Raw genomic sequence first — 8,652 nt, 5'->3', positions numbered from 1 at the left:
ACCTGTAAGAGATTGGTCGGCTGTGAGGCCGCGATCGCTGGCAGGCCAGCTCCCACAGGGGGTCGGGGTACATCTGCAAGAAATTGGTCGGCTGGCAGGCCGCCATCGCTGGCAAGCCAGCTCCCACAAGGTTTTGGTGTACATCTGCAAGATATTGGTCGGCTGTCAGGCCGCCATCGCTGGCAGGCCAGCTCCCACAGGGGGTCGGGGTACATCTGCAAGAAATTGGTCGGCTGGCAGGCCGCCATCGCTGGCAGGCCAGCTCCCACAGGGGGTCGGGGTACATCTGCAAGAAATTGGTCGGCTGGCAGGCCGCCATCGCTGGCAAGCCAGCCCCCACAGGGGGTCGGGGTACATTTGCAAGAAATTGGTCGGCCGGCAGGCCGCCATCGCTGGCAGGCCAGGTCCCACAGGGGGTCGGGGTACATTTGCAAGAAATTGGTCGGCTGGCAGGCCGCCATCGCTGGCAGGCCAGCTCCCACAATGGATCGGCGTACGGCTTTTGCTTCTCACCACTCATCAGGCCGAGCGTTAGCTCGCCTTCAGCTTTTGATCTTGCTTTTGATGTTGATCTGCCCGCCCCTTTCGGGAGGCTGAGCGGAGGTGTTCATCCGGGGAGTGGCGCGTAGCGCCGTTCGACGCAGTCGAACACGCTGCATGTAGGTGCAGCGAAGCCAACCGGAGGGCAGTGTCCCCGGATGGATATCGGAGCGAAGGAACGCCGAGCCTCAGCGAGGGGCCGGACGCTTGGGGCGAGCCTTTTTTGCTTACTTTTTTTGGCGTTTGAAAAAAAGTGAGTCGCCGTAAGGGCGAAACCGCCAGCCGCCGTTACCGCAGGAATGGATATGTACACAACCAACAAGAACATGGTCGGCCCGAAGGCCGCCACAGACAAGCCAACTCCCCAGGACCCAAGTGAACCCTGAGGAGCAAAGCCAAACTCAAGCCAGGCTCTTGCTGACCACTTCAAACACATCACTGGACAACTGACCCGAAGCACGAATCCGCTCCAGCTCACCCTTCATCAACGCCTGACGCGCATCGTCGTATTTGCGCCAGCGAGTCAACGGCGCCAACTGCCGGGAAGCGATCTGCGGATTAAACCCGTTCAACTCAATCACCAGATCCGCCAGGAAGCGATACCCCGAACCATCAGCCGCATGGAAGTTGATCAGATTCTGCCCGGCAAACGCACCGACCAATGCCCGCACCTTGTTCGGGTTCTTGATGTTGAACGCCGGATGCCCCATCAACTGACGAACACGCTCCAGACCACCCGGCAACGTGCTGCCCGCCTGGACACTGAACCATTGATCCATGACCAGCGGGTTGTCCTTGAAGTGCTCGGCAAAATTCCCCAGCGCCTTGGCTTTGTCCTCTTCGAATGAAGAATTGACCAACACCGCCAACGCCGTCAGGCGCTCGGTCATGTTGTCGCTAGTCTCAAACTGCTCAAGCGTGGCAGCCAGCACTTCCGGTTTGCCACTGAGCATCAGGTACGACAGCGCAATGTTCTGCAACGCGCGACGTGCGAAATGTTCGGCCTCGGCCACATACGGGGTTTTCTTCGACAGATCGCGGTTGGCCTGATAACGCAGCCACAACGCCTCGAACAAACCTTCAGCCAACTGCTTACGAGCAAACTCGCGAGCAATATGGATGGCATCGACATCAGCCACTTCACTGATTTCAGTCAGGTACGCCTCGCCCGGCAGCGAAAGCATTTCCGCAACCATCGCCTGATCCAGCGTCTCGTCGGACAGCACGGTACGCAAGGCGGAAATCAGGCGCTGATCCAGCACCAGTTTCTCGCCCTTCTGCTGCTGAGCGATCAGCTCTTGCAGTACCTGCACCGACAGTTGCTGGCCGGCATCCCAGCGGTTGAAACCGTCGCTGTCGTGCTGCATCAGGAACATCAGTTGATCGCGGTTATACGGGAAGCTCAGTTTCACCGGTGCAGAGAAGCCACGCAGCAACGAGGGCAGCGGCTGTTCAGCGATGTCGACAAAAGTGAAGGTCTGCTCGGCTTCAATCACCGAAATGACTCGCGAGGTGCCCTGATCACGGTCTTCACCGGTAAGACGCAACGCAATGGCCGCGCCTTTGGAGTCCAGCAGGCCCAGTTCCACAGGAATCACGAACGGCAGTTTTTCAACCTTGTCCGGCGTTGCCGGGCAGCTCTGGCGGAAGGTCAGGCTGTAGGTTTTCGCTGCTGCGTCGTAAGACTCGCTCACCGCCAGACGCGGTGTACCGGCCTGGCTGTACCAGCGTTTGAACTGGGTCAGGTCGACCCCGTTGGCATCTTCCATGGCTTTGATGAAGTCATCGCAGGTCACGGCCTGGCCGTCATGACGTTCGAAGTACAGGTCGCTGCCTTTGCGGAAGCCTTCGGCGCCGAGCAAGGTGTGGATCATGCCGACCACTTCCGAGCCCTTTTCATACACGGTCAGGGTATAGAAGTTGGAAATCTCGATGAAACTGTCCGGGCGCACGGCGTGAGCCATGGGACCTGCGTCTTCGGCAAACTGATGGGTACGCAGGTACGCCACGTCCTGGATGCGCTTCACGGTCGCCGAGTTCATGTCGGCGGAGAAGCCGGAATCACGGAACACGGTGAAGCCTTCCTTGAGCGACAACTGGAACCAGTCGCGGCAGGTCACGCGGTTGCCCGACCAGTTGTGGAAGTACTCGTGGGCAACGATCGCTTCGACACGCTGATGCGCGGCGTCAGTCGCGGTTTCGGCGCGGGCCAGAACGGCGCTGGAGTTGAAGATATTGAGGCCCTTGTTCTCCATGGCGCCCATGTTGAAGTCGTTCACCGCGACAATCATGAAGATGTCCAGATCGTACTCTCGACCGTAAACCTCTTCGTCCCAGCGCATGGACTTCTTCAGGCTGTTCATCGCGTGCTGGCACTTGTCGATGTTTTCCGGCTCGACGTAAATGCGCAGCGCCACCGAGCGCTCGCTCATGGTGGTGAAGGTGTCTTCGACGCACCACAAGTCACCGGCCACCAGCGCGAACAGGTACGCCGGTTTCTTGAACGGATCTTCCCAGGTCGCCCAGTGCCGGCCGTCTTCGCCGGGACCTGAGGCAATCGGGTTGCCGTTGGACAGCAACACCGGATAGCTGTGCTGCTCGGCGACCACCGTGGTGGTGAAGGTGCTCATCACGTCCGGGCGGTCGAGGTAATAGGTGATCTTGCGGAAACCTTCGGCCTCGCACTGGGTGCAGAACATCGTGCCGGATTTGTACAGGCCTTCCAGTGCAGTGTTGGTTTCCGGGTGGATTTTGACGCTGGTATCGACCGTGAACGTGGTGCTGGTCGGATGCAGGGTCAGGTGGTTTTCCGTCAGCTGATAATCAGCGTCGCTCAACTCGTTGTCGGCCAGGGTGACCGACAGCAGTTCGAGCTGCTGGCCATCCAGCACCAGCGGCGGCAGGCCCGGGCCACGCTCGGGATTGCGGCGCATCACCAGTTGCGCATGGACCAGGCTGTGGTCCTCGTACAACTCGAAGGTCAGGTGCGTCTCGTCGATCAGGTATTCGGGCGCCTGATAGTCCTTCAGGTAAATCATCTTCGGTTGTTCGGTGCGCATGCTGGAGTCCTTACTGATGCACGGCGAGCTGATAAGCCGTGTATTTACGAATATTGATCACGCCGGTGTCGAAAATCAGGTACTGGCCCTTGATCCCCAACAGCGTGCCTTCGGCAATCGGATTCTTGTCCAGGTTGAAGCTGACGATTTTGGCCGGGTATTGCTCGACCGGATAGCGGATTTCGAGGACGTCTACATCGGCAATAGTCTGGATTGCTTGTAGGCCGAATCGTTCCTGCAAACCTTGCAAGCCTTCGGCACAGCTGTCGAACAACCGGTCGCGAACCTCGGCCAGGTTCACCGACACCGCGTCGCCCTTGAGTAAAGCACGCCAGTTGGTCTTGTCCGCCACCTGGCTGCGGAACAGGTCTTCGACAAACCCCGATTGCTGGCGGGTCGAGACACGCATGATCGGCAACGCCTGACGGGCGCCCTGGTCGATCCAGCGAGTCGGCAACTGGGTGGCGCGGGTGATTCCGACCTTCACCCCGGAGGAGTTCGACAGATACACAATGTGATCGGTCATGCAGAACTTCTCGCCCCACTCCGGCTCACGGCACGTGCCAGCGTCGTAGTGGCAACGCTCCGGGCTCATGATGCAGAGATCGCACTGGGCCAGTTTGGTCATGCACGGGTAGCAATAACCCTGGCTGAAACTGGTTTTGGTCTTGCGCCCGCAATGGGAACAATGGATCGCCCCCAGATACTCCAGACGCACCGTGGAGCCGATCAATGGATTGACGGGCACCTCGACGTCATCCAGACGAAACGCGTATTGCACGTCCGGCCCGTCAAGGCGTGCCGACATTTTGCTGATTGCACCGCGGCCAATCTCGATCAATGGACGGCATCCGACTTGAACAGGATGTTCGGTACGCTGATCGACTTCGAACTGCATTCCTGCGGGCCCATGTAGCCGGTACGCTCTTCCTCGGGCAGGTTCTGGATTTCCCAGGCGATCATCGCTTGCAACGACAGTTCGCGTTGCTCGGCGGTGAGTTTGCCACCGTCGGACCATTTGCCGATTTCCACCGCCAGTTTCAGGCTCTGGTAGATATCGGGGGTGATGTTTTGAATCATTTCGTTAAAAGAGGACATCAAGGGCTCCGCTCTTTAATACATAACTGATTTAGACGGCCAGTTTACGGCGGTTGTACAAACCACCCAACAAACCGCTCAAGCATCCGACGAGCAACCCGCTGACGTGGGCCGCGTTGGCTATTTCACCAAAACCGATCATCGAGACCAGCCCCGACAGGCACAGCACCAGCCACACCAGCATCATCACCAGCACGCCGCGCGGCAGGCGATAAGCAGGGTTCGGCGACAACAACTGGAAAATCCAGCAATGCCCGAGCAAGCCGTACAGCACACCGGACAACCCGCCGAACAAGGTCGGGCCGCTGAAAACAAACTGGGTGTAATTGGAAACCAGACTGAACAACAGGGTCAGGCCGATCAGGTTGATGCTGCCCTGGCGCGACTCGATGCGCCGCCCCAGCTCCCAGTACCACATGCCGTTCATGGCCAGGTGCAGGATGCCGAAGTGGATCAGCATCGGCGTCACCAGGCGCCACCACTGCCCCGCCGCCAGGCTGTCAGCCAGGGGCACGAAATGGATGTATTCGCCGACGATGCGGAAATCAAGGAAGGTCAGCCAGCGCATCGTGTCGAGGTTTTCGCCCAACAGCGTCACCGCGCCGACAATCAGGCTAAGCAGCAACACCAGCCCTGTCGCCTTGGCATGACGCATCTGCTCGACGAAACCGGGCCGTTTGGTCGTTTGCGCGACCGGGATGTCCAGTTGCTGATCAGGGTCGCCCGCCGGAAAACGTTCATACAAGGAACGGACGTCTTCGCTGATATTGGCCGGCACCCAGAGCACCTGCTCGCCCGACTCTTCGCTGACCCGATGCGGCACCTGCATGCGTTGCAGCAGTTTGACGAACCCGCTCAAATCCACCGCCAGCGGCAGGCGTAAAACGGCAACGGTACTCATTGCAGCACCTCCGGCCGCTCGACATCGACCCAGACAAATTTATGCGGGTCGAGACGGGTTTCCTCATCCAGGCGATAGGCGACCAGTTTGCCGTAGAGCACCGCGCTGTAATCCAGGCAGGCCAGGTTCGGACGGATTGGCGCCGGTTTGCCGCTGCGCCAGTAATGCCCGACGAACAACAGCGGCTCATCGATGCCGTAACGCAGCAGGGTATTTTTTTCGCTGGACGTCAGTGGCGTCTGGGCCACGGGTTCGGGCAAGGCGTCGGGCTGGAACACAATGTCTCCGTAAGTTTGCGGGTCGTCTTCCCAGAACTTGGTGCGGAAGAACGACCGCGTCAGGCCATCGCCGCTGGTCATCGTCAACCCGTGCGGCAGACGCATGTCAGTGCCGCGTAGCAGGCGATCGAACACGGTGCAGGCAAAACTGCCCGGTACGGCCGAGGCCTGGAGGAAATGTTCATCGACGCACCCGTCAGGGAACAGCGCGCGCAGCGGTTCGATCAAGCCGGAATCCCAGCAGGCGTGCACCACGCGGAATCGTCCGGCATCGACGAACAATGGCAACTTGTAGAACCATTGCTGGAAGTCATGCCAGTCACCCGGGTGATCTTCAAATTGCGTCAGGGTTTCACCCAGCAGGCGCGCGTGGCGTGGCGTGTGTTCGCGCACAAACTGCTTGCCGCTGCCCGGTGGCGCCGGTGTGGCCCAACCGAGGGCGTTGAACTCATGGTTGCCCATGATGCACAGCGCCTGACCGGCCTCGACCATGTCGTGGACGATGTGCAGCGCCTCGCGAATCCGCGGGCCGCGGTCGATGATGTCGCCGACGAACACCGCCATGCGCGACGGATGCCGCCAGACGCCACCTTGTTTGTGATAACCGAGCCGGTCGAGCAAGTGCTCAAGGGTCAGAGCGCAACCGTGCACGTCACCGATCAGGTCGTAGCTACGCGCGGGATCGAGCATCAGTCGCCTCCACCACCCAACCGGCTGCCCCAGCCAAGCTTGGTCCGGCAGACCTCATAGTAGTTGTGGTCAAGCGGGTGAATCAGCCGCAGCTTCTGGGCTTTTTTGCTGATGGTGATGGTGTCGCCCGGCGCGCAGGTGAAATGGTTCTGCCCGTCACAGGAGACTTGCGGGTAAATCTGCATATCTTTGGACACGACGATTTTCAGCTCACTGTTGCCATCGACCACAATCGGCCTGCCCGACAAGGTATGGGGGTACATCGGCACAATCACAATAGCGTCGAGCTTGGGATGCATGATCGGCCCGCCCGCCGACAGCGCGTAGGCGGTCGAACCGGTGGGCGTGGCGACGATCAGGCCGTCGGCCTTCTGGCTACAGACGAACTGGCCGTCGATGTACAACTCGAACTCGATCATCCGCGTCGACTTGCCGGGGTGCAGCACTACGTCGTTCAGCGCGTCGCCCTGGCCGATGGCCTCGGCGTGGCGTCGGACTTCGGCTTGCAGCAGAAAGCGGTTTTCCACCAGATAGTGGCCGTCGAGCACTTCGGCGACTTTGACTTCCAGCTCATCCGGGCGAATATCGGTCAGGAAACCGAGGCTGCCACGGTTGATGCCGAGCACCGGGATATTGTGTCGGGCCAGGGCACGCGCGGCGCCGAGCAGGCTGCCGTCACCGCCGACCACAATCACCATGTCACATACTTCACCGAGCATCTTGCGTGACGAGGTTTGCAGACCATGACCCGGCAGGACCTCGGCGATGGTGTCTTCGAGGATCACGTGCAGGTGACGATCGAGCAGAAACCGTTTCAGTCGGCGGACGGTATCCAGCACCTGCGAACTGCCCAGGCGACCGATGATGCCGATATTACGAAATTGCTCCATGTGGCTCCTATCAGGATGCGGGGGCCTGCGACGGCGAAAAACACGATTATGGGCGAAAGCGCGGGATAGACAAAATCCTTTCAGCCACAAGGGTGTCCTCATGTTTAGGGCTATGCTCGCAAGATGATCCTATTTCCCGATTTGCTCCAGTTACCCCACCAGTTGCGCCACCCCGAAGTGCGCGACCTGGCCTGGGTCATCCTCGCGCCGCCGATGCTCGACATCACCCCGTGGCCGCAGCGCCATCCGCTGGCCGGCAGCGAATGGGTGCAGGCACCGGAGCGACTGGAACAGTGGCTGAGGCAACTCGATCGCGACAGTTATGACTTGCTGCACTGGCTGGCACAGGCCCGGACCCGGCGGCTGGGCCTGTATTACGAACGGCTGTGGCAATACGCCGTGCGCCATGCGCCGGGTATCGATCTGATTGCCGCCAACATGCCGATCCGCCGCGAAGGCCACACGCTGGGTGAGCTGGACATGCTGCTGCGCGACCGCGACGGTGTGCATCACCTGGAACTGGCGATCAAACTTTATCTGGGCCCGCAGAATGGCGACGGACACGACACGGCGCAGTGGCTCGGGCCGGGTTGTCACGATCGGCTGGACCGCAAACTGGCGCATCTGGCGCAGCATCAATTACCGATTTCCGCTCGACCAGAAAGTCGCGAGGTGTTGGCGGCGCTGGATATTCAGCAGTTCAGCGCGCACCTGTGGCTGGGCGGCTACCTGCTGTATCCGTGGCCAGGACAAGCTGAGCCACCCAACGGCGCGCATCCTCAGCACTTGCGCGGCAGCTGGCTGCATCAGAAGGACTGGGCGGATTTTGTCGTGCAACGCCCGTTCGGCCGCTGGCAACCCCTGCCCCGCCATGCCTGGCTGGCGCCGGCGCATTATCCGGTGGAGCAGACCTGGAATATCGAGCAACTGGAAGCGTGGCTCAGCGATCTGGAGCCTTTGGCCCCGGCGCAGTTGATGGTGCGGCTGATCGAGAATGCGGACGGGGATTGGGAGGAAGCGGAGCGCTTGTTTCTGGTGGCGGATCTTTGGCCGAATGTGCCGGGCAGTGGCTGATATTTCGGGTGAATGGACCGGCCTCATCGCGGGCAAGTCGAATCGTCGCACCGCCGCTCCCACAGGGTTTATGTCGAATGCAAAATGGGAGAACGGCACAAAACCTGTGGGAGCGGCGGTGC

Annotated in this window: 7 protein-coding genes; 1 reads left to right on the top strand and 6 read right to left on the bottom strand. The window is 60.2% G+C overall.

Features of this window, described 5'->3' with window-relative positions:
* Positions 1–941 precede the first annotated feature (941 nt).
* The 6 genes from pepN to ACRC4F_RS17645 are packed head-to-tail and all read right to left on the bottom strand — an operon-like array spanning position 942 to position 7,456.
* Positions 942–3,599: an aminopeptidase N gene (gene pepN, locus ACRC4F_RS17670; RefSeq protein WP_438660508.1), complete on the bottom strand. Its 2,658-nt coding sequence runs from the start codon at positions 3,597–3,599 to the stop codon at positions 942–944.
* 10 nt (positions 3,600–3,609) lie between these two features.
* Positions 3,610–4,440, bottom strand: a complete 831-nt coding sequence (locus ACRC4F_RS17665) for a DUF2797 domain-containing protein (RefSeq protein WP_438660510.1) — start codon at positions 4,438–4,440, stop codon at positions 3,610–3,612.
* A complete protein-coding gene (locus tag ACRC4F_RS17660; protein WP_090183249.1) occupies positions 4,437–4,697 on the bottom strand; it encodes a YeaC family protein in 261 nt (86 codons plus the stop codon). The genes ACRC4F_RS17665 and ACRC4F_RS17660 overlap by 4 nt, the downstream gene beginning before the upstream one ends.
* Positions 4,698–4,728: 31 nt before the next feature.
* Positions 4,729–5,598, bottom strand: a complete 870-nt coding sequence (locus ACRC4F_RS17655; protein WP_438660507.1) for a rhomboid family intramembrane serine protease — start codon at positions 5,596–5,598, stop codon at positions 4,729–4,731.
* Positions 5,595–6,569 (bottom strand): metallophosphoesterase, encoded by a 975-nt coding sequence (locus ACRC4F_RS17650; protein ID WP_438660509.1) that lies wholly within the window; start codon positions 6,567–6,569, stop codon positions 5,595–5,597. The genes ACRC4F_RS17655 and ACRC4F_RS17650 overlap by 4 nt, the downstream gene beginning before the upstream one ends.
* Complete coding sequence (locus ACRC4F_RS17645) at positions 6,566–7,456, bottom strand: NAD(+) kinase (RefSeq protein WP_010459816.1); 891 nt, start codon at positions 7,454–7,456, stop codon at positions 6,566–6,568. The genes ACRC4F_RS17650 and ACRC4F_RS17645 overlap by 4 nt, the downstream gene beginning before the upstream one ends.
* A gap of 123 nt (positions 7,457–7,579) precedes the next feature.
* On the opposite strand from ACRC4F_RS17645, the gene ACRC4F_RS17640 reads away from it, so the two are divergent.
* Positions 7,580–8,530 (top strand): DUF1853 family protein, encoded by a 951-nt coding sequence (locus tag ACRC4F_RS17640; RefSeq protein WP_438660506.1) that lies wholly within the window; start codon positions 7,580–7,582, stop codon positions 8,528–8,530.
* The last annotated feature ends 122 nt before the right edge of the window (positions 8,531–8,652 follow it).

This window comes from Pseudomonas sp., assembly GCF_051660785.1.
In the GTDB taxonomy this organism is placed as follows: Bacteria; Pseudomonadota; Gammaproteobacteria; order Pseudomonadales; family Pseudomonadaceae; genus Aquipseudomonas.
Note: the sequence above shows the minus strand (reverse complement) of the source record. Positions and strands in the feature narration are given on the sequence as shown.